Source organism: Amycolatopsis sp. NPDC102522, from assembly GCF_055584485.1.
In genome coordinates, this window is record NZ_JBVJLY010000035.1 from 12257 (window position 1) to 36082 (window position 23826).

At 68.8% G+C, this 23826-nt stretch carries 24 protein-coding genes; 12 read left to right on the forward strand and 12 right to left on the reverse strand.

Annotation, left to right across the window (positions count from 1 at the left end):
* The first annotated feature begins 96 nt into the window (after positions 1 to 96).
* Complete coding sequence (locus ACZ6YV_RS41870; protein WP_465514941.1) at positions 97 to 1272, forward strand: ROK family transcriptional regulator; 1176 nt, start codon at positions 97 to 99, stop codon at positions 1270 to 1272.
* Here ACZ6YV_RS41870 and ACZ6YV_RS41875 read toward each other — a convergent pair.
* The 4 genes from ACZ6YV_RS41875 to ACZ6YV_RS41890 all read right to left on the reverse strand — a co-directional run bounded on the left by ACZ6YV_RS41875 (position 1229) and on the right by ACZ6YV_RS41890 (position 3964).
* Entirely contained in the window at positions 1229 to 1690 is a 462-nt protein-coding gene (locus ACZ6YV_RS41875; protein WP_465514942.1) for a hypothetical protein, read from the reverse strand. The two genes, ACZ6YV_RS41870 and ACZ6YV_RS41875, sit on opposite strands and share 44 nt — an antisense overlap.
* Positions 1691 to 1805: 115 nt before the next feature.
* Entirely contained in the window at positions 1806 to 2243 is a 438-nt protein-coding gene (locus tag ACZ6YV_RS41880; RefSeq protein WP_465514943.1) for a hypothetical protein, read from the reverse strand.
* Between the two features lie 117 nt (positions 2244 to 2360).
* The gene (locus ACZ6YV_RS41885; RefSeq protein ID WP_465514944.1) at positions 2361 to 3287 is read right to left on the reverse strand and encodes a lysyl endopeptidase; all 927 of its coding nucleotides are present in this window, start codon (positions 3285 to 3287) and stop codon (positions 2361 to 2363) included.
* Positions 3288 to 3427: 140 nt separating this feature from the next.
* Entirely contained in the window at positions 3428 to 3964 is a 537-nt protein-coding gene (locus ACZ6YV_RS41890) for an Lrp/AsnC family transcriptional regulator (RefSeq protein ID WP_465514945.1), read from the reverse strand.
* Positions 3965 to 4042: 78 nt separating this feature from the next.
* On the opposite strand from ACZ6YV_RS41890, the gene pdhA reads away from it, so the two are divergent.
* The 6 genes from pdhA to ACZ6YV_RS41920 all read left to right on the forward strand — a co-directional run bounded on the left by pdhA (position 4043) and on the right by ACZ6YV_RS41920 (position 9865).
* On the forward strand, positions 4043 to 5140 hold the full coding sequence (pdhA, locus tag ACZ6YV_RS41895) for a pyruvate dehydrogenase (acetyl-transferring) E1 component subunit alpha (protein WP_465514946.1): 1098 nt from the start codon (positions 4043 to 4045) through the stop codon (positions 5138 to 5140).
* Positions 5140 to 6138 (forward strand): alpha-ketoacid dehydrogenase subunit beta, encoded by a 999-nt coding sequence (locus tag ACZ6YV_RS41900; protein ID WP_378241321.1) that lies wholly within the window; start codon positions 5140 to 5142, stop codon positions 6136 to 6138. Before pdhA ends, ACZ6YV_RS41900 begins: the two co-directional genes overlap by 1 nt.
* On the forward strand, positions 6131 to 7330 hold the full coding sequence (locus tag ACZ6YV_RS41905) for a dihydrolipoamide acetyltransferase family protein (protein ID WP_465514947.1): 1200 nt from the start codon (positions 6131 to 6133) through the stop codon (positions 7328 to 7330). The genes ACZ6YV_RS41900 and ACZ6YV_RS41905 overlap by 8 nt, the downstream gene beginning before the upstream one ends.
* Before the next feature lie 80 nt (positions 7331 to 7410).
* Positions 7411 to 8799 carry an MFS transporter gene (locus tag ACZ6YV_RS41910; RefSeq protein ID WP_465514948.1) on the forward strand — a complete coding sequence of 463 codons (1389 nt, stop codon included), beginning with the start codon at positions 7411 to 7413 and terminating at the stop codon, positions 8797 to 8799.
* A complete protein-coding gene (locus ACZ6YV_RS41915; protein ID WP_465514977.1) occupies positions 8699 to 8980 on the forward strand; it encodes a VOC family protein in 282 nt (93 codons plus the stop codon). The genes ACZ6YV_RS41910 and ACZ6YV_RS41915 overlap by 101 nt, the downstream gene beginning before the upstream one ends.
* Positions 8981 to 9082: 102 nt before the next feature.
* Complete coding sequence (locus ACZ6YV_RS41920; RefSeq protein ID WP_465514949.1) at positions 9083 to 9865, forward strand: PE-PPE domain-containing protein; 783 nt, start codon at positions 9083 to 9085, stop codon at positions 9863 to 9865.
* Between the two features lie 96 nt (positions 9866 to 9961).
* Here ACZ6YV_RS41920 and ACZ6YV_RS41925 read toward each other — a convergent pair whose 3' ends face one another.
* Entirely contained in the window at positions 9962 to 11098 is a 1137-nt protein-coding gene (locus tag ACZ6YV_RS41925; protein ID WP_465514950.1) for a serine hydrolase domain-containing protein, read from the reverse strand.
* Positions 11099 to 11310: 212 nt separating this feature from the next.
* Between ACZ6YV_RS41925 and ACZ6YV_RS41930 the strand changes: the two genes are divergently transcribed.
* Positions 11311 to 11805, forward strand: coding sequence for a hypothetical protein (locus ACZ6YV_RS41930; RefSeq protein WP_465514951.1), 495 nt, complete (start codon positions 11311 to 11313; stop codon positions 11803 to 11805).
* An 11-nt stretch (positions 11806 to 11816) separates the two neighbouring features.
* Here the strand turns inward: ACZ6YV_RS41930 and ACZ6YV_RS41935 are convergent, their stop codons facing one another.
* On the reverse strand, positions 11817 to 12179 hold the full coding sequence (locus ACZ6YV_RS41935) for a hypothetical protein (protein WP_465514952.1): 363 nt from the start codon (positions 12177 to 12179) through the stop codon (positions 11817 to 11819).
* A 71-nt stretch (positions 12180 to 12250) separates the two neighbouring features.
* Between ACZ6YV_RS41935 and ACZ6YV_RS41940 the strand changes: the two genes are divergently transcribed.
* The 3 genes from ACZ6YV_RS41940 to ACZ6YV_RS41950 all read left to right on the forward strand — a co-directional run bounded on the left by ACZ6YV_RS41940 (position 12251) and on the right by ACZ6YV_RS41950 (position 14281).
* A complete protein-coding gene (locus tag ACZ6YV_RS41940; RefSeq protein ID WP_465514953.1) occupies positions 12251 to 12646 on the forward strand; it encodes a GntR family transcriptional regulator in 396 nt (131 codons plus the stop codon).
* Positions 12643 to 13671, forward strand: a complete 1029-nt coding sequence (locus ACZ6YV_RS41945; RefSeq protein ID WP_465514954.1) for a DUF1648 domain-containing protein — start codon at positions 12643 to 12645, stop codon at positions 13669 to 13671. The genes ACZ6YV_RS41940 and ACZ6YV_RS41945 overlap by 4 nt, the downstream gene beginning before the upstream one ends.
* A 259-nt stretch (positions 13672 to 13930) precedes the next feature.
* Positions 13931 to 14281, forward strand: a complete 351-nt coding sequence (locus ACZ6YV_RS41950) for a DUF5997 family protein (RefSeq protein ID WP_465514978.1) — start codon at positions 13931 to 13933, stop codon at positions 14279 to 14281.
* Here ACZ6YV_RS41950 and ACZ6YV_RS41955 read toward each other — a convergent pair.
* The 6 genes from ACZ6YV_RS41955 to ACZ6YV_RS41980 all read right to left on the reverse strand — a co-directional run bounded on the left by ACZ6YV_RS41955 (position 14278) and on the right by ACZ6YV_RS41980 (position 22596).
* Positions 14278 to 15030 carry a LysR family substrate-binding domain-containing protein gene (locus tag ACZ6YV_RS41955; protein ID WP_465514955.1) on the reverse strand — a complete coding sequence of 251 codons (753 nt, stop codon included), beginning with the start codon at positions 15028 to 15030 and terminating at the stop codon, positions 14278 to 14280. The two genes, ACZ6YV_RS41950 and ACZ6YV_RS41955, sit on opposite strands and share 4 nt — an antisense overlap.
* A 303-nt stretch (positions 15031 to 15333) precedes the next feature.
* A complete protein-coding gene (locus ACZ6YV_RS41960; RefSeq protein WP_465514956.1) occupies positions 15334 to 18057 on the reverse strand; it encodes an AbfB domain-containing protein in 2724 nt (907 codons plus the stop codon).
* Between the two features lie 9 nt (positions 18058 to 18066).
* Positions 18067 to 19059, reverse strand: a complete 993-nt coding sequence (locus tag ACZ6YV_RS41965; protein WP_465514957.1) for an ABC transporter permease — start codon at positions 19057 to 19059, stop codon at positions 18067 to 18069.
* Positions 19056 to 20012, reverse strand: coding sequence for an ABC transporter permease (locus ACZ6YV_RS41970; protein WP_465514979.1), 957 nt, complete (start codon positions 20010 to 20012; stop codon positions 19056 to 19058). Before ACZ6YV_RS41970 ends, ACZ6YV_RS41965 begins: the two co-directional genes overlap by 4 nt.
* A 38-nt stretch (positions 20013 to 20050) precedes the next feature.
* Positions 20051 to 21523 (reverse strand): sugar ABC transporter ATP-binding protein, encoded by a 1473-nt coding sequence (locus ACZ6YV_RS41975; RefSeq protein ID WP_465514958.1) that lies wholly within the window; start codon positions 21521 to 21523, stop codon positions 20051 to 20053.
* A gap of 2 nt (positions 21524 to 21525) precedes the next feature.
* Positions 21526 to 22596 (reverse strand): ABC transporter substrate-binding protein, encoded by a 1071-nt coding sequence (locus tag ACZ6YV_RS41980; RefSeq protein WP_465514959.1) that lies wholly within the window; start codon positions 22594 to 22596, stop codon positions 21526 to 21528.
* Positions 22597 to 22758: 162 nt separating this feature from the next.
* On the opposite strand from ACZ6YV_RS41980, the gene ACZ6YV_RS41985 reads away from it, so the two are divergent.
* Positions 22759 to 23757 carry a LacI family DNA-binding transcriptional regulator gene (locus ACZ6YV_RS41985; protein WP_465514960.1) on the forward strand — a complete coding sequence of 333 codons (999 nt, stop codon included), beginning with the start codon at positions 22759 to 22761 and terminating at the stop codon, positions 23755 to 23757.
* The last annotated feature ends 69 nt before the right edge of the window (positions 23758 to 23826 follow it).

A 23826-nucleotide genomic window follows, 5' to 3' on the forward strand; every position in this document is an offset into this window, starting at 1 on the left:
CTCGCCTCCACCTATTAGTTTGATGCCTGAACTTATCGACGCCCACCCCGACGGGTCAAGGCTTTCGTTCAGGCATCGAACGAATACAATCGCGCGATGATCGGCACGCGCCCGGCAGGACAGCACACCGTGCGGCAGCACAACGCCGCCCTCGTCCTCCGCGCGATCGCGGACGGCCCGGGCACGTCGCGGGCCGGCCTCGCCGCCGCCACCGGACTCACGAAGGCCACCGTGTCGATCGTGGTCGACCGGCTGATCGCGGCGGATCTCGTGGCCGAAGGCGAGCCGGAACGACGCGTGGGCCCCGGACGGCGCGGCACCGTCGTCTCCCTGTCCCCCACCGGCCCGCACGGGCTCGGCATCGAGATCGGCGTCGACTACCTGGCGTCCTGCCTGGTCGATCTGACCGGCACCGTCCGGGCCGAGGAGGTCCGGTACGCGGACAACCGGACGCCGCGCGTTTTCCAGCGGGTGTCGGCGTTCCTGCGCAAGGCGCGGAAGCAGGCGGACACGCTGGGAGTACCCGTCGGCGGTGTCGGTATCGCGGTTCCGGGCCTGGTCGAATCCGGCCTCGTTCGGCTCGCCCCCAACCTGGGCTGGCGCGACGTCGACCTCGCCGAGAGGCTCGGCGATACGTTCACCGTCGCCAACGAAGCCAACTTCGCCGCGCTCGCCGAACTCTGGCACGGCTCGGCGTTGCCGGATTTCGTCCACGTGTCCGGGGAGATCGGGATCGGCGCCGGGATCGTGCTCGACCGCGCCCTGTTCGAGGGCGTCCGCGGCGCGGGCGGCGAGATCGGCCACCTGCCGGTGGCCCCCGACGGTCCGCGGTGCTCCTGCGGCGCGAACGGCTGCCTGGAACGGATGGCCGGACAGGAGGAGATCCTGCGGCTCGCGGGCGCCGACACGGTGGACGACCTGGTCTCCGCGCTGGAATCGAAGAACGGTGCGGCGCTTTCGGCGGTCACCACGGCCGCCGGGCACCTCGGCGTCGGACTGTCCACCGTGGTCAACCTGATGGACGTCCCCGCCGTGGTGCTAGGCGGAACCTACGCGAGACTTGAGCCTTGGCTGCGTGAGCCACTCCTCGCCGAATTGGAACGCCGCGTACCGAGCACCGCCTGGTCGCCGGTGCGGGTCATCCGATCGGCGCTCGGCACGGGAGCCGCCGTACGCGGTGCGGCCGGCTCGGTGATCCGCGGCATCCTCGCGGATCCCGAGCACCATCTCACGACTCACTGGCCATCCGATCCGGACGCTCGGGATCGCTGACGTCGGGCAGCAGCGGCGCGATCGCCTGCGCCCGCTGCTCGATGTCCGGACGCTGGGTCCGCCGCGCGTACTCGATGAGGGCTTCCCGGTCTTCCTGCGGCAGCCACCCCTGCTCGCTCCCGGTCTCCAGCCTCACCAGGTGCTGCACCAGCTCCGCCGACTCGGCACCGAAGTCCCGCATGCGGCGCGTCAGCAGTTCCGCCGCGCCGAGGTAACCGTTGTTCCAAGCGTGGACCGCCAGCAGCTGCGCCGTCGCGGCGAGGATGTCGCCGAGATGGAACCCGCCCTCCGCGGCGAGATGCCCGGCGAGCCGGAAACTGCGTCTGCCCTCACCGACCGGCCCCTCCTCGCGAATCGCTTCGAGCAGTGCCCCGACCTGCCGCGTCAGGTAGTCCTGACCCGCGCCCTCCACCGTCACCGCATACCTCCACCCAGTCGCCGCGATCGTAGAAAGGTGTCAATGGGAAGTAGCTCGGATACATCGAATGCCGAACCGTTACCACCCGAATGGAGTGATCGGCGGTGCCTCTCGGTCAACAGGGTGCCACGGCTCCGGTCTCGCCCGCGGGACACCAACCCGGATGCTCGCGCAGCCACCGGTCTCGCTGTCTCTCGACGTCGCGCTGGGTCATCCCGCGGGCGGCGTTGACACAGCCGCCGGTCTGGCACTGGGTGGTCGTCCCCGGCTCGTAGCACTGGCTCGCATCCTTGCGGCAGGCCGCCGCGCGCTGGTCCGACTTGGTCTTGGAGGGAACCTTGATCTTGGCAGGCGCCTTGCTCGTCGCCGTCGCGGCGGTGACCGAGGTGGTGGCGACCGTCGTGGTCACGTCCGTGCTCGGCGGGACGGTCGTGGCAGGCACGACGCTCGTCCTGATCGTGACCGCAGGGCGTGCGGGCAGCTCCGGCATCGCGCAGGCGGCCGCTCCGAAGAAGAACACGGCGGCCGACATCAGGAGCAGGACACGCGCCACGATTCCTCCGCCTCCACCATCGAACCCGCCTGTATTCGGCGGAACGGCGAAGAGCGTTACAGGGTCCCGGGCGACGCAGATGAGGCGTCGCCCGGGACCCACTGGCGCGGCAAGGGTTCAGCTGGTGGTGGCGGTGTTGATCGCCCGTGCGTAGTCGGCGGCCTTGCCCTGCGCCGAGCACTTCTTCATGTCGTCGTACAGCCACATGAAGCCGCCGGGGATCCCCGCGGACGACTTCCATGCCCGCATCCGGCTCTCCACCTGCGCGGGCGAGTCCCCCGAGGTGCAGCCGGAGCCGTTCTTGCTCCACAGCCCCGGATCCACCGGCATGCCGAGCGACCGCGACCACGTCGCCGGGTTGTTCCCGCTCCCGCCCGCGTACGCCTGCAGGTACACGCGATCGACCAGGCCGCCGAGCCCGTTCTTCACGCCCTGCCAGTACGAGACCGCGGTGTACGGCGCGAGGGTGAAGTTCCGGTAGCCCATGGCGTTCGCCATCCGCGCGAAGGTGACGGTGGAGTCGACGTCGTAGTGCGCTTCGTCGTCGTTGTTGATCGCGTCCGCGCCGGTGGCGTTCTTCAGCGCCAGGAAGTTGCGGTACAGCACCGTCCCGCTTCCGGTGCCGTCGCGCGTGATCAGCTTGTCGATGGCTTCCCAGTCCGGCGTGCCCCAAGCGCCGACCGAGACCTCGATGCGGTTGACCGACGTCGGCGCTTGCTTCAGCGTCCGCAATCGCGCCGGCCATCCGGCGTCGCCGACGTACCGGCCTCCGGAGACCACGAGGTGGTCGTTGTAGTAGAGGTCCCCGTTGTCGTGGACGTGGATGCTCCACAGGATGACCGTGGTGAATCCCGATGAGCGGAGGGTGTCCATGACCCCCTGTCCGTCCTGGTAGAACGGTCCCCCGCCGTAGATCGCGGACCGGCCTGCCGCGGCGGGTGCCGCCTGGGCTTCGGCGGCGCTCGTTGGACTCGTCGGGACGATCGCGACACTCGCCGCGGCGACCACCAAGGCCACCGCCGCGCGCACCCAGGTCCACCTCATCAGGTCAGCTCCCTTCGGCCTGCCCTGGAGGGTATGAGATTTTCCAACGGCGGAGCCAGGTTTGTTCAGCGACCTGTCCGGTGGAATAGACCATTCAGCTCACGCCACGTTCGCTCGCCTGCCGTAACGCGTCCAGAGGACTAAAGGCGAGGGCCGGCGCCCTGCCGTTCCTCGAAGATCAGCCAGGTCCGGGTCGACCGCACGCCGTCCAGTGCCTGCAGCCGTTCCAGGACGACGTCCCGCAGCGACGCGTTGTCCGGTGTCCGCACCAGCAGCAGGATGTCGAAGTCGCCGCCGACCAGCGACACGTGCTCGACGAACGGGATCTCCCGCAACTCCGCCGACATCGTGCGCCACGACGTCTGCTCGACGGTGATCAGGATGTACGCGCTCGTCCCGAGTCCGGCCCGCCGCGGGTCGATCCGGGCGCCGAAGCCGGTGATGACGCCTTCGGACATCAGCCGGTCCAGTCTCGCGTAGGCGTTGGTGCGCGAAATGTGGAGTCGCTCCGCCAGCGCGCGGACGGCGAGCCTGCCGTCCACGGACAGTTCGGCGAGGATCGCCCGATCGATGTCGTCGAGGGCAAGGACCGTTCGTCCCGGATCGGGTCCGTGAGCCACGCCACTGCTGGACGGTTGGCTCGGCTGAACCGATCCTGTGGACAGTTTGTCGCTCATTTCGCCTACCTCTTGAACACCGGGACTCCAGAAACCACGATCTCAGCATCATATGTCTGTGAAAGGTGGTGCTGCGCCATGTCGCGGGAGATCTCTGCCGCCGCGTTGCTGCCGTCCGGAGTCCCGGTGCGGTTCCTCGCCGAGGACGGCACGCGCGTCGACGAGCACGGCGGCTACGCCGAGCCGCCGTCCGACCGGCTCGTCGAGGCCTACCGGCTGATGGTGCTCGGCCGCCGGTTCGACGCGCAAGCGACCGCGCTGACCAAACAGGGCCGTCTCGCGGTCTATCCGTCCAGCGCCGGCCAGGAGGCGTGCCAGGTCGCGAGCGCGCTGGCCCTCACCGAAGCCGACTGGCTCTTCCCCACCTACCGCGACTCGGTCGCGCTGGTCGCCCGCGGGCTCGAACCGGGCGAGATCCTCACGCTGCTTCGCGGCGACGCGCACTGTGGCTACGACCCCGCCGCGACCCGGGTCGCCCCCCAGTGCACCCCGCTGGCCACCCAGACCCTGCACGCGGCCGGGCTCGCGCACGCGATGCGGCGTCGCGGCGAGGAGGCCGTCGCGTTCGCGCTCATCGGGGACGGCGCCACCAGCGAAGGCGACTTCCACGAGGCGCTCAACTTCGCCGCCGTGTTCAAGGCGCCCGTGGTGTTCTTCGTGCAGAACAACGGGTTCGCGATCTCCGTACCGTTCGAGAAGCAGAGCGCCGCGCCCGCGCTCGCTTACAAGGGTGTCGGTTACGGCGTCCGCTCCGAACAGGTCGACGGCAACGACGCCCTCGCGGTCCTCTCGGTCCTCGACGACGCCGTCGCGCACGCGCGCGCCGGTCTCGGGCCGGTCCTGGTCGAGGCGCACACCTACCGGATCGACGCGCACACCAACGCCGACGACGCCACCCGCTACCGCGACCAGGCCGAGGTCGAGAAATGGCGCGCGGCCGATCCGGTCCGCCGCCTCGAGACTTACCTGACCGCCAAGAACCTGTTGTCCGACAAGGACATCGAGCGGTTCCGCGCCGAGGCGGAGACGTTCGCGGCCGGGGTGCGCGACACCCTGAACGCCGACGTGGAACCCGATCCGATGTCGCTTTTCGAGCATGTGTACGCCGTTCCGACCCGTCAGCTGGCCGCTCAGCGCGCGCTGGTCGCGGCCGAACTGGAAGCCGTGGAGGGCTGATGACCGAGATCTCGATGGCTCAGGCGCTCAACGCCGCCCTGCGTGACGCGGTCAAGGACGACGACCGGGTACTGATCTTCGGCGAGGACGTCGGCCCTCTCGGCGGCGTGTTCCGGGTGACCGACGGCATCACCGCCGACTTCGGCGAGGAGCGCTGTTTCGACACGCCGCTGGCGGAATCCGGCATCGTCGGCTTCGCGGTCGGGATGGCGATGGGCGGGTTCCGCCCGGTGGTCGAAATGCAGTTCGACGCCTTCGCCTACCCCGCTTTCGAACAGATCACCTCGCACGTCGCGAAACTGCGGAACCGCACCCGCGGTGCCCTCTCCCTGCCGATGGTCATCCGGATCCCTTACGCGGGCGGGATCGGCGGAGTCGAGCACCACTGCGATTCGAGCGAGGCCTACTACACCCACACGCCCGGCCTGCGCGTCGTCACGCCCGGCACTCCCCAGGACGCCTACGACCTCCTGCGCGACTCGATCGACTCGCCGGACCCGGTGATCTTCCTCGAACCCAAATGCCGTTACTGGTCGAAGGAAACCGTGTCCTTCACCCGCGACGGCGCGGCGATGGACCGCGCGGTCGTGCGCCGTGCGGGCAAGGACGTCACACTGATCGCGTACGGCCCGATGGTCGCCACCGCGCTGGAGACCGCGGAAGCCGCGAAGGCCGAAGGCTGGGACGTCGAGGTGGTCGACCTCCGGTCGCTGAGCCCGTTCGACGACGAGACCGTCACCGCTTCGGTGCGCCGGACCGGGCGCGCGGTCGTCGTCCACGAGGCCGCCGGGTTCGGCGGTTACGGCGCCGAGGTGGTCGCCCGGGTCACCGAGCAGTGCTTCCACCAGCTGCACGCGCCCGTCCTGCGGGTCACCGGGCTCGACATCCCTTATCCGCCGCCGAAACTCGAGCGCCATCAGCTTCCGGACGTCGACCGGATCCTGGACACCGTCGCCCGGCTGCAGTGGAACGACGAACCGGCGGTGGCCGGTGCCTGACTTCCTGCTCCCGGACCTCGGCGAAGGACTCACCGAGGGCACGATCGTCACTTGGCTCGTGGCGGAAGGCGACACCGTCGGCGTCGACCAGCCCGTCGTCGAGGTGGAGACCGCGAAGGCCGCGGTCGAGGTGCCGGTGCCGTTCGCGGGCGTCGTCACCCGCCTGCACGGCGACCCCGGTCAGTCGCTGCCGGTCGGCGCTCCCCTGCTCACCATCGGTCCCGGCTTCGCCGAACCCGGCGTGACCACGGCGAGCGAAGGCAGCGGCAATGTCCTCATCGGCTACGGCACGACCACCGCGACGAGGCGCCGCCGGACGCGCACCGTCGTCACCACCACACCCGGGAAGCCCTCGAAAGCACCGGGCGTGATCTCGCCGTTCGTCCGCAAGATGGCCACCGACAACAAGATCGACCTGGCGAAGCTGACGGGCAGCGGTCCTGGCGGCATCATCCGGCGCACGGACGTCGAGGCCGTCCTGACCGCCGTCCCCGAAGCGCGGGACGGCGAGACGCGGATCCCGCTGACCGGGGTCCGCAAGGCTGTCGCCGACAAGCTGACGACCTCGCGGCGGCAGATCCCCGAGGCGACGGTCTGGGTCGACGTCGACGCGACCGAACTCGTCGCCGCGCGCAAGTCGCTCAACGCCTCGGCACCCGATCGCCCGGTGAGCCTCCTCGGCCTCGTCGCCCGGTTCGCCGTCGCGGGCCTGCGGAGGCACCCCGAGTTGAACTCGCGGGTCGAAGGCGACGAGATCGTCCAGCTGCGGGACATCAACCTCGGCTTCGCGGCCCAGACCGACCGCGGTCTCGTCGTCCCTGTCGTCCGCGACGCGGGTTCACTGTCCACAAGGGAGCTTTCGGCGGCGATCGGCGAGCGGACCGCACAGGCCAGGGAAGGGAAACTCGGCCCGGCGGGCCTCACCGGCGGGACCTTCACGGTGAACAACTACGGCGTGTTCGGGGTGGACGGCTCCGCCGCGATCATCAATCACCCGGAGGCGGCGATCCTCGGCATCGGCCGGATCATCGATCGGGCATGGGTGGTCGACGGCGCGCTGGTGGCGCGGAAGATCTGCGAGCTGACCCTGGCTTTCGACCACCGGGTGTGCGACGGCGGGACCGCCGGCGGGTTCCTGCGGTTCGTCGCGGACTGTGTCGAGTCGCCGGTCACCGCGCTCGGGGATCTCTGAGCGGGGCGCACAACCGCCGGTTGTGACCCGCCAACGACCCGTTGTTCGACTTGCGCGTCCCGGCTTGCTTTGATCTCGCGGTGAGTGGGAGATCGCTGGGGCGACGATTCGGCTGGCTTTGGGCGGCTTACGCGGCGAGCGCGTTCGGGACGAGGTTCGCGTTCGACGCGTTCAGCCTGATAGCCATCGTGGCGCTGGGGGCGGGCACCACCGAGGTCTCACTGCTGGCGGCCGCCGGTCTCGTCGTGGGCGCGGTGGTCGCGCTGCCGCTCGGCCCGTGGGTCGAGTTCCGCCGCAAGCGGCCGGTGATGATCGCGATGGACCTGATCCGCTGCGTGGCGCTGCTGACCGTCCCGGTGGCGTACACGCTGGGACTGCTCGGTTTCGGGCAGCTTCTGGCCGTGTCGATCGTCGTCGCCGCGGCCGACATCACGTTCCTCGCCGCCAGTGGCGCGTTCCTGAAAACGCTGCTGCCGCGGGAGGATCTGCTCGTCGCGAACGCGCGGTTCGAGTCGACCACCTGGACGGCGACCGTACTCGGACCGCCGCTCGGCGGTTTCGCCGTCGGCCTGTTCGGACCGGTGATCACGATCGCCGCCGACGCGGTCAGCTACCTGCTCTCGGCGCTCGGGATCCGCGCCGTCGGCGGTTCGGAGCCGCCACCCGCGAAGCCGGACGGCCCCCGGCTGACCGGCCGCGACCTGCGGGAAGGCTGGCGGTTCATCCTCACCCATCCCCTGTTGCGACCCCTGTTCGTCAACACGATCGTGGTCAACGGCCTGATCATGGCGACTGCGCCGCTGCTCGCCGTGCTGATGCTCGGGCAGCTCGGTTTCGCCCCGTGGGAGTACGCGGTGGCCTTCGCCGTGCCCTGTCTGGGCGGCCTGATCGGGTCGAGGCTCTCCCGGAACGTGGTCGCCCGATACGGCCGGGACAGGGTCCTCTTCGTCGCCGGTTGGCTGCGGGTCTGCTGGCCCGTCGGACTGGTCTTCATCCATCCCGGCGTCTCGGGGCTGATCCTGGTCATCGTCGTCGAATTCGCGCTGATCACCTGCATCGGCGTGTTCAACCCGGTGCTCGCCACCAGCAGACTCGAACTGGTGCCCCTCGACCGCGCGGCGCGCACGCTGTCGGCCTGGTCGATCGCGGGCAAGCTCACCACCGCGGCCCTGACAGCGCTGTGGGGCCTGCTCGCCGCCTTCACCGGCCCGCGTGCCGCCGTCGGCATCGCCGGGCTGCTCATGCTCGCGACGCCGCTCCTGCTCCCCCGAAAGCGTCGGACCCCTGTGCCAGTATCAGCGCATGTCGATCAAGAGAGTGGTCACCGACCTCGAAACCCAGACCCTGGAGCAGGCGAAAGCCTTCTACATACAGGTCCTCGGCTTCGAGGTGGTGATGGACCACGGCTGGATCGTGACCCTGGCGGACCCGGATCGGCCGGAGGTCCAGCTGAGCCTCATGACCCATGACGAAACAGCGCCCGTCGTCCCGGTCGCCTCGATCGAGGTCGACGACGTCGACGCGGTGTACGCGGCGGCCAAGGCCTCCGGCGCGGAGATCGTGCACGAACTGACCGAGGAGGAGTGGGGCGTCCGGCGGTTCTTCGTCCGCGATCCCAGCGGTCACGTGGTCAACGTGCTCTCCCACTGACGCCGTTCGGCCCAGCTCGCTAGGCCTGACGGCGGATTTCATCAAAATTTCATGACGCATCCCTAACGTTCGAACACGCACCGTAATCGAGCGGAAGGGACGATGAATGTGAAGAAATTCAGGGGGGTCCTGGCGGCGGCCGCACTGGCCACCGGGCTGATCGGCGCCGTGGCGCCGGCGGCCCAGGCCGAGACGGCCGACCAGGCGCACTACTACATCCTCATCGGCGGCACCTGCGACGGAGCCGCGACCGTCTACAACGACGCCTGGTTGCGGGGCGGGATCAAGAAGGTGGTCCGCTACCCGGCGGGGGCCGCCGGACTGCCCAACTGCGACCAGACACCGATGGACCAGAGCGTCGCACGCGGGCACGAAGAAGCCCGTCGTGTCGTCCAGAGCTCCTTCGACGAGAACCCCGGCGCGGAATTCACCGTCGTCGGCTACTCGCAGGGCGCGCTGGTCGCGAACAAGGTGCTGAACGACATCGCCGACGGGAACCTGGCCGTCGACAAGTCCCGGTTCAGCGCGAAGATCTTCGCCGACCCGATGCAGCCGGTCGGTCCGCCCGGACGCGGGATCAGCGCGGTCCTCCCGGCGGGCACCGGGGCGCCGTCGCCGTTCGGTGGCTACGTCTCGTTCGGGCCCGGCCGCACCGACTTCGGCGGTATCCCGTTCATCCGCTACTGCATCGAGACCGACGGCGTCTGCCACTTCGACACCCTCGAAGCACCTGGCGGGTATTTCGCCCAGCACCTTTGCTACCAGTGGGCCCGTCCCACCGATCACCGCTCGATCATGGAGGACACGATCGCGGACGGCGTGTACACCAACGGTTCGCACGCGCTGCCGCGGCAGAACTGCCGTCCGCCGCATCCCGCGCCGTGACCGGCTGAAGACCGCTGTCTCCCGGCGCCCGATCGCCGGAGGACAGTGGATCGAGCGCCGGCCCGCCCACGACTGTCGTGGGCGGGCCGGCGTCGGTCACTTGCAGAAAGCGGTGTCCACAGTGGCCATGACGGCCTTCGCGCCCTTTTCGGCGTCACCGAAGGCCCCCGGCATCGCGGTCACGGCGAGTCCGACGGTGCGGCCGTCTTCCGTGGCGCCGCCGCGGGTTTCGAATCCGTCGATGTCGCCACCGTGTCCCCAGTACACCCCGCCGCAGCTGAGCGGGTTGCTCATCAGGCCGAGCCCGTACTTCGTCCCCGGGAACAGCGGCGCGTCGACGGTCTTCCGCATCTCGGCCAGCTGCGCGGCGGGCAGCAGCTTGCCGTCGAGCAGGACACGGGTGAACTTGCCGAGGTCGCTGGGCGTGGAGATCAGCTGGCCCGCGGCACCCGCCCACGACGGATCCATCTCGGTCGCGTCGATCACCTTGCCGGTGGCGACGTTGCCGATGGCATACCCCTGCGGGTGCCGCCCCTGGATGGTCTGGTCGCCGACCTGCGGCCAGTAAGTGCGCTTCAGTCCCGCCTTCTTGATCACGCGTTCGGTGATCTGTTCCTGGACCGGGCGTCCGGTCACCTTCTCGATCACCATGCCCGCCAGCAGGTAGCCGGTGTTGCTGTACTCCCAGCTGGTGCCGGGCGCGAACTTCGCCGGGTGACTCAAGGCCGCGGCGAGCAGTTCGTGGTTCGGGAAGTACCGGTGCTGGACCTGCTCGAAGTCCCGCAGCCCGAGGTGTTCGGTGTAGTTCGGCAGTCCGCTGGTGTGCTGCAACAGGTGCCGGATGGTGATCTTGTTGGCATCGATACCCTCCCCGCGCACGATCCCGGGCAGGTACTTCTCGATCGGCGCGTCCAGTTCCACCTTGCCCTCGGCCACCAGCTGCAGGACCACGACCGCGGTGAACGTCTTGGTGTTGCTGCCCGCCCGGACCGCGCCGTCACGGGGGACGGGGACCTGACGATCGATCCGCGACGACCCCGCGACCAGCGACGTCCCGCGTCCCCTGTCGGCCACATAGGCCAGCGCGGCCGGGAACTTCTCCTGACGCACCAACGAGTCGAGGCTCTTCTGCAGCTCCTGCCCCTTGGCCGGGGCCGCGTCCGCCGTGGTGGTCCACGCGGCGCCCATCAACCCCGCGACCGTGAGGACCACAACGCCCTTGCGTACCGTCATTCGCACTCCTTGTTCGACCGGATCAACACCTACGACACTGGTCGAATCGGGCACGAAGATCAGGAGGGCAGACCGCCGGATCCCGGGTAGCGCTGACGCTACCGCGAGTATCTTTTCGGGTCAGAATTCGTCCCACCATTGTCCGAGCGGGACAAGGCTCGCTAAGGTCAGTTCGATAAGTGGACTAGACCACCCGAGGCCGGGAGGCGACGATGCCCCTCGACGAACAGCAAACCTGGGCTCTGCTGCGAGAGCTGGACGAACCCGGCCACTGGGAGGTGCCGCACGACTTCGACGGCCCTGCCGCCCGGGCACGCTTCGAGCTGCTGGCCGAGCGATTCGAACAGCGATTCGCCTGCTCCTGCGACGTCGATCGCCATGTCCAGGACGCCAGCCATCTCGGCAGGATCGTGATCCCGGCGAGCGCGACCTCCGCACAGGACCAGGTCACCGTCACGATCAGCAATTTCGGCGGTCTCGTCGCGGTGACACTGGGGAATCCGGGCAGCTACGACGAGGACGAGGAACGGGAACTCTTCCCGGCCCAGGATCGAAGACGGGTCGAAGACGAGCTGGAAGCGCTCGGCTACCTGCCCGTCTCCGAACACCCGCTGTGGACCAAGTACACCGGGATCAGCGGATTCGACGCCCTCTATCCGCCGGACCGGCCGCCGTCGTGGTGGGACCGGTTCTTCGACTACCTCTAGACACTGCTCGATCAGACCCTGCTCGACGCGAGCCCGCCGACGAGTTCGGCCGCGTTCCGCACGCTGACGAGCACCTCGTCGAAGGGAAGACCGGCGACCCCGCGATCGATCGAGATCCGCAGCGCCGGCACTCCCCTGCGGACCGACACGAGCTGGCGGACTCCTGTCCCCAGCCCCCAGTAACCCACCTTCAGCACTCCGCTGACCAGCACCCCGGCCCGTCCACCGCGCGCCTGCCCCACCGGCGCCTCGACGAGCTCGACGGCCTTGATCGCCGCTCCCGGCACGACCACTTCGTCGCGCCACACGGCCAGCCGCTCCCAGGACGAGAACCTCACTCGCACGCCACCATCGGTGATGTCCACCTTCGTCATCACGACCACCTTCCCCTGATAGCTAGCTGATGTAGTTGTTATAGCAAGTGTATAGCAGATATCCTTGGCGGGTGTTGCTGACTCTCGACCTCGACAGCGAGGTTCCGATCTACCAGCAGATCCGCGACAGGATCGTCGAAGCCATCGCCGACGGCGGGCTGGCCGAGGGCGCCGCCCTGCCTTCCACCCGGCAACTCGGCGCCGACCTCGGGATCAACTTCCACACCGTGAACAAGGCCTACGACCTGCTGCGGACACAGGGCCTCATCCGGATCAACCGCAAGACCGGCGCCGTCGTCCGGCGTGACCCGGCCTCCGGACCGGCGGAGGACGGCTACGCGGACGAGTGGCAGGAGCGGCTGCGCACCTTGCTCGCCGAGGCCGTCGCGCTCGGCGTCGGCCCGCGCGAAGTGACAAGCCGGTGCGAGACCGTGCTGGACTCCTTCGCGGTGAGCGCGCGGCGATGACCGGTCCGGTGTGGCTGCACCTGGCCCTGATCGCGTTCACCGCGGCCGCCTTCGGCTCCGGGCCCGCGCTGGCGCGGCCGACACTCCCCTTCGGCGTCCGGATCCCGGCCGGGCGCACCGGTGAACCCGCCATCGCCCGGGCGCGCCGTCGCTACAACCGGTGCGTCGCGGCAGGTGCCGTCGTCGCCTGCGCAGTCGTTCTCTCCGGCTGGACAGCGCGAACCGACCTCGTCATCGTCGGTCTCGTCGTGGCGTACTCACTGCTCGGCAGCCTGGCGCATCGATCGATCGTCGCAGCGAAACGCGACGGCGGCTGGTACGCGGGGACTCGGCAGGCTGTCGCCACCGATACCTCACTGCGCACGGATCCGGTTCGTCCACAGTGGATTCTTCTGGTGCCGGCGGTGCTAATGGCCGTCGTCACGGCGGTCATCGGCCTGGTCAAGGACACGACGAGCTTCTCGACGGTCTTCGCGCAGGTCCTGGTCGTGGTCCTGGTGTCGCTCATGACCGTCGCGATCTCACGGGCCCGCCCGGAGATCGACGCCGCACGACCGTCGATGTCGGCTTCGCGCTATCGGGAGTACCTGCACGGCGTGCTCAGCCTGCTGCTGGTCTCCGCGGGCTGTGCCAACGCGACGCTGCTCGTCGTTTCGCTCCAGCTGTGGGAGGTCGTCGAAACGACGGTGCCGGTCACGATCGTGGCCTATCTTCCCCTTCTCGCCGCCTTCATCGCGTGGATCGGCTTTTCCGTCCGGTCCGGCGACGCCGGACACCGGCTGTCCCCCACCGACGGCGAACCGGAAACCCGGTGCGAACAACGCGACGACGACCGCTACTGGCACGCGGCCGGGATGGTCTACCTGAACCGGAACGATCCGGCGCTGCTGGTGCACCGGCGGGTCGGGACGTACTGGACGCTCAACCTCGGGCATCCGGTCGCGTGGCTGGTTCTCGGCGCCGTCGCCGTGGCCGGGGTGCTCGCCGGATTCGGCGTCGTGACCCTCCCGGCCAAGGGCGCTTGAGGAGTACCCTGGCTGCGGGTGAGGAACCATGGCCGTGGTGCCGGACTTCGTGGGGAAGCAGGCGCTCGATGCCTGGCTGTCCGGGCATGAGGCGGGCTTGCTTCTGCAAGGACCCGATCCCGACAGGCGTACGCGAACCACGCCGTCCACTACCGGACCACCTCGAAGACCAGGGAGAGCCTGATCACCGGGTGTGATCAGGGGTGCCCGAGCCGCTCGTTACCCTGATGCAATGACGTCGCAGAAAACCCCTCAAACGATGAAGCCCGCGACAGCGGCGAAGAAGCTGGGTGTGTACCTCGAGGCCACCCCGGCGGAGTTCCAGGAGGGTGTCGTCTCCCGCGACGAACTGAACGCTCTGCAGGCCGAACCGCCCCAGTGGCTGCGGGATCTGCGCAGCAACGGGCCGCACCCTCGTCCGGTCATCGCGGCGAAGCTGGGCATCTCCATCAGTGGCCTGGCGCGAGGTGGGATCACCGACGCCCTCACCACCGAGCAGATCGACGCGGTCAAGACCGACAACCCCGACTGGCTGAAGCGGGAACGCGAGACCCAGGCCGAGGTCCGCAAGGAGGAAGCGCGCCTGAAGGCCGCCCACAGCGAGCGCTAGCCGCGGCGACGGCGCTTCCCGCCCTTGGGGGCGCCACGCTGCCCGGCCTGCGGTTTCCGGCCGCCGGGCTGGGGGCGCTTGCCCTTCGCCTGGTCCTGTTTCGCCGGAGCCTTCTTTTCCGGCTTTTCCTGGACCTGCGGCCGCCCCCGGGTGCTGTTGACTGTGCGCCCTCGGACGATCCCGATGAACTGCTCCATCAGGTCGGTGGTCTCGTCGTCCGGCCAGGACAGCGCGACCCCGGACTCCGGTGTGCCGGAGATCGGGCGGTAGGTCAGGTCACGCCGGTGGTGCAGCCTCGCGAGGGACTGCGGGACGACGAGGAGCCCGACACCGGCGGCGACCAGTTCGATGGCGTCCGCCGTGGTGGCGGGTCGCTCCAGCGCGGGTTTCCCGGGCGGCCGGTCCCAGTCCAGTGTGTCGTCGAGCGGGTGCAGCACGACGTCGTCGGCGATGTCGTCGACGGAGACCTCGTCCGCGGCGGCGACCAGATGGTCCTTGGGGACGACGACCACGGACGTCTCGGTGTAGAGCGGGATCGCGTGCAGGCCCTCGCGGTCGATCGGGAGACGCAGCAGGACGGCGTCCACCTCGCGGTCCCGGACCAGCGCGGCGGCGTCGGCGGCGGTCGTCTGGACGAGGTCGAGCCGGACGCCGGGCAACCGCTCGGCCCAGATCCGGACCCACTTCGAGGGCGTCACGCCGGGGACGTACGCGAGCTTGAAGGAGGCAGGTGTGTCCGGGCCGGTCATGGACGCAAGGTTACCGGGCGTGATCTCACTGGCCGCGGCGGTCGTAAGTGACGACTCGGGTCAGAGCCAGAGATGTCTTAGGTACCTACTGGATTCTGGCAGCGGTCGGTCCTAGGTCCAGTCCGTGAAGGACCCCTTCCCTCGGCTCAGCCGAGGAAACTCGACCTTTACACCTTCCCACCACGTGAAGGCCCCCTTCATTGCGCTAGGCGCAATGAAGGGGTCCTTCACGTACCTCAGGCAGCCAAAGCCGCGGTGACGCGTCGGTCGGGGTGGTCGTGAGTCGCGATCACGGAAGTCCGCCTACGGAGCCCAGGCCGCCGAGACCGTCCAGGTGACGTCCTGGTCGTACGAGACCGGATTGTCGAACGGGTGGCCACCGCCGCTGGCGGCGACGAAGACCTCCTCGGCGTAGTGCCGCATGTTCGTGCCGAGCTCGTTGACCGACGCCAACCGCACCCCACCGGCACCGGGCTGGGCGCAGAACGTCGCGTCCTTCCGGAACAGGTCGGTGTTGTCGTTCCCGCCGAGCCGCACCCGGAAGTCCGCGTGCCGCAGGAACTGGCCCGGATAGTTGCGGGCCTCCAGCGAGTAGCACGACGGATCCGCGAGTCCGCGCCGCACGAAGAACGTCGCGTCCGCCTTGAGCAACGCCGCGCTCGACGCGTTCACCACGTCCGTCCGCGCGACGCCGTCACGGTGCCGCAGGAAGCGGTCGGTGAAGCCGGGAGTGGTCACCTTGAACGAGCGCGCCTGGTCCAGCGGCAGGTCGGCGCCGCTGCGCCAGAGCGGGACCGAGGCCGCCCACGTCGTGTCCGCCGCGAAGCTCGACGGCGTGTCCCAAGGGTTCGCCCCGCCGCTGCGCGCGAGATAGACGGTCTCGGCGTAGTGGCGGATGTAGGCGCCACGCTGGTTGAACGACTCCAGTGCCGTTCCCCCGGCGCCTTCCCTCGCGCAGAAGGTCGCGTCCCCGGCGAACAGGGCCGAACCGTCGTTCGCGTCCTTGCGGATCCGCGACGACGCGTGCCGCAGGAACTGCCCGGGGTAGTTCCGCGATTCGAACGACAGGCACGACGCGTCGGCCAGCCCCTGCCGGACCCAGAACGTCGCGTCCTTCTTGGCGACGTCCGCGCTGCCTTCCCCGAGGACGTCGGTGCGGACGAAGTCGTCTTGATGCCTCAGGTACCGGTCGGTGTATCCGGCCGTGGTGACCCGCAGCGAGACCGGCTCACCTCGGCCGACCTCGGTGCCCTTGGCGATGGCGAGCACCTTCTGGTTGATCTCGCGCACCCGCGCCTCGGTCATCTTCAGCACGCGGCGGTCGTAGGTGTAGAAGCCGTTGACCTCGTTCTCGACGTCGTACGGTTCCGTGTAAACGGAAGCGGAAAGCCCACGTCCGTGCACGAACCGCCCGACCTGCCTGGTGATCTCCACGTACCGGTTCGTCAGCGACGTCTCGTCCGGGTACAGCGCGCCGTACGCGAAACCCTTGCCTGGTTCCCATTCGTGTCCGGTGACGCGTCTGCCGAGACCGCCGTACTCCCCCAGCACCGCGACCCGTTTCGCGTCGGGCTGTCTCGTGCCGGTGGAGACCTGGTACGCGTGGTCGTCGATCACGTCGCCGTTGCCCGGATCCGGATCGGACACGCAGCAGTTGGAACCCGAGTTGTGGTTGATCAAGCGCGTGTTGTCGATCGACCGGACCAGGTCGACGATGCGGCCGGCGTCGTATTCACCCCAGCCTTCGTTGAACGGCACCCACTGCACGATCGACGTGATGCTCTTGTGCTGGTCGATCATCCGCCGCAGTTCGGATTCGTAGTTCGCGTGTCCATTGGGGACTTCGTCGATCGAGTCGAGCGCGGGCATGTCCTGCCAGACCATCAGCCCGAGTTTGTCGGCGTGGTAGAACCACCGCGCCGGTTCGACCTTGATGTGCTTGCGGACCATGTTGAAGCCCAGCGCCTTCTGGCGTTCGAGGTCGAACCGCAACGCCTCGTCGGTCGGCGCGGTGTAGATCCCGTCCGGCCAGTATCCCTGGTCCAAGGTGCCCAGCTGGAAGACGAACTTGCCGTTGAGCAGCGGCCGCATCACGCCGCCGACCATCGCCTTGCCCAGCGAGCGCATGCCGAAGTACCCGGTGACGACGTCGCCTCCGGGCAGCCGCACCCGCAGGTCGTAGAGGAACGGATCGTCCGGCGACCAGAGCCGCGCGTTCGGTACCGGAACTCGCAGATGAGACCCGACGGCGCCGGTCGCGGTGCCGACGACTTGACCGCCCGAAAGCACTTCGGCGGTCGCCTGCTGTCCGGCCGTGCCCTGGACGACGAGGTCGAGCGCGCCGCCCGGGACGTCAGGCGTGGTGTCGAGCCTGGTGATGTTCTCGGCCCGGACGGGTTCCAGCCACACGGTTTGCCAGATCCCCGACGCGGCCGTGTAGAAGATGCCGCTGGGTGTCTTGCGCTGCTTCCCGACCGGGTACCGGCTGCCGTCGACAGGGGACGCGACGCCGACGACGATCTCGTTCTCCCCCGCCTTCAGCGCCGGGGTGATGTCGAACGAGAAGGCGTCGAAACCGCCGGTGTGATTCCCGATCGAGGTCCCGTTGACCCAGACCCTGGTCTCCCAGGTGACGGCGCCGAAGTTGAGCTTCACCCTGCGACCGTCCCAAGTGGACGGAACGGTGAACGTCCGGCGGTAGAACATGTTGTCCTCATGCCGTTTGATCCCCGAAAGCATCGACTCGATCGGGTAAGGCACGAGGACGTTCTCGCTCAGTGGCCTGCCGATCGGTGGCGAGTTCAGGTTCGGTGCGCCGGTGAACCCCCAGGTCCCGTTGAGGTTGAGCCATTCCGAGCGCACCAGTTGCGGGCGCGGGTACTCGGGCAGCGCGTTCGACGGCGAGACCTGGTCCGCCCACGGGGTGGGGAGCGGGACGGGCGCGGCGTGGGCGACGGGGACGAGTGTCGTCGCGGCGGCCAGCAGACCGGCCACGACGCTCAGGGCGCGCGCGGTTCTTCGGTGCATGCGATCTCCCTATCTCCGGGCGGTCGTGCGGGCCAGCGACCGCTGCAGAACAACGACCACCAGCAGGAACGCACCGCTGACCACCGACTGGTAGTTGCTGTCGAGAGTTCCTATCTGGTTGATGACGTTCTGGATCACCGTTCGGATGCCCACCCCGATGACCGTTCCGAGAATCGTGCCCATCCCGCCGGTCAGCAGGGTGCCGCCGATGACGACGACGGAGATGGCGTCCAGTTCGAGGCCGACCCCGATCACCGTGACACCGGATTGCAGATAGGCCGCGGTGAGCGCGCCCGCGAGTCCGGAAAGGACACCGCTCATCACGTAGACGGTGACCTTGGTGCGCGCCACCGGGAGTCCCATCAGCTTCGCGGACTGCTCCGAGCCGCCGGTGGCGAACACCGACTGCCCGAACCGGGTCCGCCGCAGCATCAGGCCGCCGATCAGGCACAGGGCAGCCGCGATGAACACCGGATAGCCGAACCCGAAGAGCGTGCCGCGCCCGAGTTCGACGAACGCCTCCCCTTCCGGGATCTTGTACGTCGTCGCGCCCTCGCTGGTGATCGCGAGCAGCAATCCGCGGGCGAACAACAGGGACGCCAGCGTGACGATGAACGGCGCCATCCCGGTCTTCGCGACCAGCAGCCCGTTGATCAGGCCGATCAGCCCGCACACCGCCAGCGGCAACAGCAGCGCGACCAGGAAACCCCACTGTGACCCGTACGCGGCGAGGACCCCGCCGAGTGCGTAGACCGACCCCACCGACAGGTCGATCCCGCCGGTGATGATCACGAAGGTCATCCCGAGCGCGATGATCGCGAGGAACGAGCTCTGCAAAGCGATGTCGCGCAGGTTGTCCAGGCTGCCGAAGCGCGGGAACAGCAGCCACGCGACGGCGACCATGAGCACCAGCGCGATCGCCGCGCCTTGTTTCTGCAGGACTCCGGCCATCAGCTCGCGCCGCGTGGAGTCCTGGGCGGCCATCGTGGGCGCCGCGGTCATCGGCTGCTCCGTTCCCGTGCGACGTACACCGCGCCGACGATGATCGCGGCCTGGATCATCTGCGCGGTGGAATCCGGCAGGTTGTGCTTGATGAGCGTGGCGCGGACGAGCTGCATGAGCAGAACGCCCATCACCGTGCCGAGGATGCGGACGCGTCCGCCGGTCAGCGGGGTGCCGCCGACCACGACCGCGGTGATCGCGGACAGTTCCATCAGCAACCCGGCGTCCGCGGGGTCGCCGGCGCCGAGCCGGGCGGTGGAGAGCACCCCGGCCAGCGCGGCGAGCAGTCCGCAGATCGCGTAGACGCCGATGAGGACGCGGTTGACCGGCAGTCCGGCCAGCACACTCGCCCGGCGGTTGCCGCCGATCGCGACCAGCCGCCTGCCGAACGCGGTCTTCCCGACCAGCGCCGCCACGAGCACGGCCAGCACCGCCGCGATGAGCACGCTCACCGGGATCCCGAGCACTTCGCCGGTGCCCAAGGCCAGGAAACCCGGATCGTGCAGCTGGACGAGCTGGCCGTCGGCGAGCACCAGCGCGAGCCCGCGCCCGCCGACCAGCAAGGCGAGTGTCGCCACGATCGGCTGGATCCCGATCCTCGCCACCAGGACGCCGTTCAGTGTCCCGGCGGCCAGTCCGGCCACGAGCGCGATGGCGACCGCGGGCAGCGTCCCGGCACCGAGGTACAACGGGATGATCGCCGCCGACAGCGCCATCACCGCGCCCACCGAGAGGTCGACGCCCTCGGTGCCGATCACCAGCGCCATCCCCAGCGCGACCACCAGTACCGGCGCCGCCTGGATGAGCTGGGTCCGGAAGTTGCCCACGGTCAGGAAGTTCGCCGTGAACGCGATGTTGAACAGCACGAGCGCGACGACGGCGACGTACACGCCGTACTCCTGCAGCCACCGCGCCACCTTGGTCCGGTCCACCGTTTTCGCCGTGTCCGTCATGGTGGTTCCCGGTTCCTCTGTTGTCCGCTGGGTGCTGGTCATTCCGCGCCACCCGAGGCGATCGCGGCCAGCACGTGGTCCTGGGTCAGCCGGTCTCCCGCCAGTTCGCCGACCACCGCGCCGTCCTTGAGCACGACCAGCCTGTCGGCGCCGTCGAGGAGCTCCTCCATCTCCGAAGAGATCAGCAGGACGGCGAGCCCGTCCTTGGCGAGTTCGTCGATCAGCGCCTGCACCTCCGCCTTCGCGCCGACGTCGATGCCCCGGGTTGGCTCGTCGAGCAGCAGCACCTTCGGCTCGGTGCACAGCCAGCGGGCCAGCAGCACCTTCTGCTGGTTACCGCCGGAGAGTTCGGCGACCTTCTGATCTGGACTGGACACCTTGATGCGCAGGCGTTTCACGAAGGTGTCGACGATCCTGTCCTGCCGTGCCCGGCTGACCAGGCCGAAGCGGGACAGCTTCGGCAGCGCGGCGAGCGCGATGTTTTCCCGCACCGAGAGATGGGGAATGATCCCCTCGGTCTTGCGGTCCTCGGCGAGCATGCTGACACCCGCGCGCATCGCGGCCGCCACATTCCCTTGCGGGACCGGCTTTCCACCGACGAGGACGGTGCCACCGGACAGCGGCAGATCGCCGACGATCGCCCGCGCGGTCTCGGTCCGGCCGGAGCCGAGCAGCCCGGCGAGACCGACGATCTCACCGGGTTTGATCTCCACCGAGACACCGCTCAGCCTGTTCCCGCTGGTGAGGTTCTCCGCGCGCAGCACCGGTTCCCGGCCCGCTTCGTGATCGCCCTCGAAGGCTGTGGCGCCATGCGACCGGATGTCGCCGACGCTACGGCCGAGCATCATCGACACCAGTTCCAGCCTCGGCAGGTCGGCGAGCGGTCCGGTGTGGACCCGTTTGCCGTCCCGCAGCACCGTCACCCGTTCGCAGATCCGGTACAGCTCGTCCATCCGGTGGCTGACGTACACGATCGCGATCCCGCGCTCGTGCAGCCTGCCGATGACCTCGAACAACGTCTCGACCTCACGCGGCTCCAAAGAGGACGTCGGCTCGTCCATGATCACCACGTCGGCGTCGACCGACACCGCGCGGGCCAGCGCGACCATCTGCTGGGCGCCGACGCCGAGTGTCCCGAGTGGACGGCGGACGTCGGCGTCGATGCCGTAGTCGGCCAGCAGGGCCGCCGCGTCGGAGTTCATCCGCGCCCAGTCGACCAGCCCGAACCTCTTCTTCGGCTCGCGGCCGAGGTACACGTTGCTCGCCACGCTCATCAGCGGGATGAGGTTGACCTCCTGGTAGATCGTGGAGATCGCGCCCCGCGCGTGGATCGTGCCGGAATCCGGCCTGTGCACGCCGGTGAGCACCTTGATCAGCGTCGATTTCCCGGCGCCGTTCTCACCCACCAGCGCGTGCACCTCGCCCGGCCGCAGCGCGAACGACACGTCGTCGAGCGCGCGCACCCCGGCGAACGTCTTCGTCACGCCTTCGACCTCGAGAACCGGTTCCATCGTCAGTACGCGTTTCCGAGCTTCTGCGCGGCGTTCGCCGAGTCGTACTGGTCGTCGGAGATCACCACGGTCGGCGGGATCTCCTTGCCGGCGGCGAAGTCCGCCAGGGTGGAGAAGGCGAGCGGGCCGAAGCGCGGGTTGGACTCGATGACCGCGTTGTAGCTGCCGTCGGCGGTGAGCTGGACGGCGTTGCGAGTGCCGTCGATCGAGACGACCTTCACGTCCTTGCCCGGAGTCTTGCCCGCGGCCTTGAGCGCGGTGACCGCTCCGATGCCCATCTCGTCGTTCTCCGCGTAGACGGCGGTGATCTCGGGGTTGCTCTGGATGAGCTGCTCCATGACCGACTGGCCCTTGGACCGGTCGAACTCACCGGTCTGCTCGGCGACGATCGAGATGCCCGTGGTGCCGGCGATCTCGTCCTTGAAACCCTTGGTGCGGTCGGTGGTCACGTTGTTGCCGGACGCGCCGAGCAGGATCGCGACCTTGCCGGTGCCGCCGGTCGCCTTCACCATCTCCTGCGCCGCGCGCTTGCCCTGCTCGACGAAGTTCGACCCGATGAAGGTCAGGTAGTCGGAGCACGGCTGCGAAGTCACCTTGCGGTCGATCGTGATGACCGGGACCTTCTTGGCCTTCGCCGCGTCGAGGGCGGGCTGCAGGCCGTCGGAGTTCAGCGGCGCCACGATGAGCAGCTGCGCGCCCCGGTCCAGCAACGACTTGATGTCGCTGACCTGCTTGTTGAGATCGCTCTGCGCGTTGGTGACCAGGAGTTTGTCCGCCGGGATACCGAGTTTCGTCGCTTCGTCCTTGATGGACTGCGTCTCGGCGATCCGGAACGGGTTCGCCTCCTTCTCCGACTGGGAGAAGCCGACGACCGCGTTCTTCACGTCCACCTGCGGGTAGCCGGTCTTCTCGCGGGCACATCCCGGCCCGGTCGCGGCTTGGCTCGGCGCCGCCGAAGCGGCCGGTCCCGCCCCCGACGGGGCGGATTGCTGGGTCTCGCGGCTGGTGCAGGCCGTCAGCGCGAGCGCGAGGCCGGTCACCAGGAGCAGGGTGCGGCGGATGGGCAGGGACATCGATCGCTCCTCGGGGAAAGTCGAGCACACGGGCCTGCGGTGACCCATGTCACTCATAAGGACGATGCCAGATTTACATCGTTGGTACAACGTTGTAAATCCGCCGTTCGCGCGGCTAGGCTGTGCCGGATCTGTGCCGGACCACTGCAGAGGGGAGCGAGGGTGGCCACGCTCAAGGACGTCGCCAAGCTTGCGGGCGTCTCCGTCAAGACCGTGTCGAACGTGGTCAACGGCTACGACTTCGTGAAGCCGGAGAACCGCAAGCGCGTCGAGGAGGCACTGGCGTCGACCGGCTACCGGCCCAACCTCGGTGCCCGCAACCTCCGCCGCGGCCGCACCGGGTTCCTCGGGCTGATGCTGCCCGAACTGAGCATCCCGTACTTCGGCGAGCTGGCGGGCCTGGTACTGCAGGCCGCACAGGAGCACGAGTGGAACGTGCTCATCGAACAGACCCTCGGCACCCGCGAGCGGGAGCGCAACACGCTGTCCGCGCTGGGCCCGCATCTGATCGACGGCGCGATCATCAGCCCGGAAGCGTTGCACACCAACGACTTCGAAGACCTCGCGCCGGGTGTTCCGCTGGTGATGCTCGGCGAGCACGTCGTCGACGTCCCGATAGACCACGTCGGCATCGACAACGTCCAAGCCGCCCGGATCGCGGTGCGGCACCTGATCTCGCTCGGCCGCCGCCGGATCGCCGCGATCGGCGCGCATCCGCAGCGCCACACCGCCGCACAACGGCTGGAGGGCTACCACTCCGCGCTCGACGAAGCGGGGCTCGCGCCCATTCCGGAACTCGTCCTGCCCGCGCTGCGCTACCACCGCGCCAACGGCGCCGAGGCGATGGCGCACCTTCTCGCGCTGCCGGACCCGCCCGACGCGGTCTTCTGCTTCAACGACCTTCTCGCCATCGGCGCCCTTCGCGCCGCGGCCGAGCGCGGGGTCCGGGTGCCGTCGGACATGGCGATCGTCGGCTTCGACAACAACGAGGAGAGCGCGTACAGCCTTCCTTCGCTGACGACGATCGCCCCGGACAAGGCGGCGATCGCGCGGGCCGCGGTCGATCTGCTGCGACGGCGTATCGCGGGCGGGAGCGACCTCGAACCCGAGGACGTCCAGACGCCCTTCTCACTGGAGATCCGGAACAGCACCGTCGCCTGAGTCCCGCGTTTCGTCCTCTGAATGCCGTACTTGCGTGGGCAAGTACGGCATTCAGAGGACGAAACGCGA